Origin of the sequence: Actinomadura sp. KC216 (assembly GCF_004348535.1) — a bacterium.
Taxonomy (GTDB): domain Bacteria; phylum Actinomycetota; class Actinomycetes; order Streptosporangiales; family Streptosporangiaceae; genus Spirillospora.
In genome coordinates this window covers 1-2,357 of record NZ_SMJX01000568.1, presented here as the reverse complement: position 1 = coordinate 2,357, position 2,357 = coordinate 1, and the positions used below count along the sequence as shown (strand labels likewise).

Below are 2,357 nucleotides of genomic sequence, written 5' to 3'. Positions count from 1 at the left end.
GGAGGGGTCAGGGGGACGGCGGCGGCCAGGCGATGAGGGCGTGCCCCCAGGTGACGCCGGCGCCGAACCCGACGAGCAGGACCAGGTCGCCGGGCGCGATCCGGCCCGTCCGGACGGCGCGGTGCAGGGCGTAGGGGAGGCTCGCGGCGCCGATGTTGCCGACGTCGTGCCCGGCGATCGCCATCTGCGCCTCCTCCAGCCCGGCGGTGGGGGCCAGCGAGGCGACCAGCCGCGGGTTGGGCTGGTGCGGGACGACCAGCGCCAGGTCCGCGGGCTTGACCCCGGCGGCCTCGCACGCCTGCGCCACCAGCCGCGGGAAGACCTCGCCGATGAAGCCGCGCACGGCCCGCGCGTCCATGCGGATGGTGTGCCCGAGCCCGGCGACGGTGTCGGCGCTGGCGGGCGAGCGGCTGCCGCCCGCGGGGATGAGCACGTCGCCGGCGCGGGTGCCGTCCGACCCGAGCGTGACCGGGCCGAACCCGTAGGGGCCGGCGGCGGGCCCGATCACGGCGGCGGCGGCGCCGTCCCCGAACAGCGCGGCGGTGGCCCGGTCGCCGTGGTCGAGGAAGCGGGAGTACACCTCGACGCCGATCACCAGCGCGCAGGGCCTGGGGCCGCGCTGGGCGGCGAGCCACCCGACGGCGGCCTGCAGCCCGTAGACGAACCCGGTGCAGGCGGCGGCGACGTCGAACGCGGCGGCGCGGGAGGCGCCCAGCAGCGCCTGCACGCGGCAGGCGGTGGAGGGGCCGAGCTCGTCGGGGGTGGAGGTGCCGAGCACGATCAGGCCGACGTCGGCGGCGTCCACGCCCGCCGCGCGCAGCGCCCGCCCGGCGGCGGCCGCGGCGAGGTCGGAGGCGGCCTGCCCGGGCGCGGCGACGTGCCGGTGGCGGATGCCGGTGCGCCGCTCGATCCACGACGGGTCCAGGCCGAGCGCGCGCGACACCTCCTCGCTGGGCACCTTCCGGTCGGGCAGATATGCCCCGGTGCCCCATATCGACCATCCCATTTTCTGATCGTCAGGCGGTCCGAAATGGGTCCGGTAATGGCGCGGCCGCTGCTCGGACCGGATCATCTCTCGCTCCCCTCGACCGGCGTCGCCGCCGGTGGTCACTGGTCGGCCCGGCCTGCCGGGCCGATGGTCCAGGCTCCGCCGCCGCGAACACGTGACGTGCGCACACCACTGACGGTTGCCAGACCGATCCCACGAGTGAATAATCCCATTTCAGGGCCTGTGTTCCATACCTGCAAGTTAAGCAGCCTTTATCCGAATAGAGATGAGAACCTTTCCTTCGAGGTAAGGAGACCCCCGGTGTTCTCTGATCCCCATCCGGCCGAGGAACTCAAGCCCGACGACAGATGCGCCTTCCTTTTCGCCGGGACCGGCGCCGCAGGGCCCCCCGACCTGCCCGCGCTCGCCCGGACCGGCCCCGGTGCCGCGCGCGCCGTCGCCGACGTGCTCGACGCCGTCCAGGAGGGCCTGCCCCGCACCCGCTGGCCGTCGATGCGCTCCATCCTGCTGGACGACTCCGCCGGGTACGGGGCTGCGGCGGCGCGCACGCCCGGCGTCGCGCAGCTGGCCGGGTACGCCGCCTCCGTCGCCGTCGACCGGGCGCTGCGCGCCGGCGGCGTCCAGCCCGCCTACGCGGTCGGGCAGAGCTTCGGGGAGATCGCCGCGCTGGTCGCCGCGGGCGCGTTCACCATCGCCGACGGCGCCCGGATGGCCGTCAGCCTCGTCGGGGTGCTCGCCCGCCGCGGCCGCGGCGGCGGGATGGGGCTGCTGGAGACCGGCGAGGACGGCCCCGACGGCGCCCGCGCCGTCATCGGCGCCGCCGCCGAACCGCAGGTCGTGGTCGCGTCGGTGAACGCGCCGTCGGCGACGGTCGTCGCCGGGCCGGACGGCCCCTTGGAGCGGGTCCTGGACACCGCCCGCGGCCGGGGGGTGCGGGCCGTGCGGCTCGCCGTCCCCTACCTGTCGCACCATCCCGCGATGGCCGGCGCCGACGACGAGTGGTACTCCATGATCCGCCGCTACCCGCAGCGCCGGCTGGAACTGCCGGTGCACTCCCCGGTGCGCGGACGCGCCTACCACGACGGCGACGACCTGCACCGAGCGCTGGCCGACTGCATCGTCAAGCCGGTGCGGCTCCCGGCGGCGCTGCGCGCCGTGCACGCGGCGGGCGCGAGCGTGTTCGCCGAGGCCGGCGCCGGGAACGCGCTGTGCCGCTGCGCGCGGCTGACCGTCCCCGGCGCGCGGACCCTGACCCCGCTGCGCGAGCCCCCGGGCGGCCGCCCGGGCCGCGACCGGCCGGGCGGCGGCGACGGCGGGCGCGGCGGCAAGGCCGACTCCTCCGCCCGCC

At 77.0% G+C, this 2,357-nt stretch carries 2 protein-coding genes; one reads left to right on the top strand and one right to left on the bottom strand.

Going from position 1 to position 2,357, the window contains the following annotated elements; translation table 11 throughout:
* Nucleotides 1-7: 7 nt before the first annotated feature.
* Nucleotides 8-1,006, bottom strand: coding sequence for a ketoacyl-ACP synthase III (locus tag E1264_RS42010; protein ID WP_132183074.1), 999 nt, complete (start codon nucleotides 1,004-1,006; stop codon nucleotides 8-10).
* Nucleotides 1,007-1,309: 303 nt separating this feature from the next.
* On the opposite strand from E1264_RS42010, the gene E1264_RS42005 reads away from it, so the two are divergent.
* A partial coding sequence (locus tag E1264_RS42005) for an acyltransferase domain-containing protein (protein ID WP_243711509.1) occupies nucleotides 1,310-2,357 on the top strand: 1,048 nt, incomplete at its 3' end.

What these genes read in the sequence shown, in the direction of transcription:
- E1264_RS42010 (WP_132183074.1), bottom strand. Translation starts at nt 1,006, where the DNA reads ATGGGATGGTCGATATGGGGCACCGGGGCATATCTGCCCGACCGGAAG.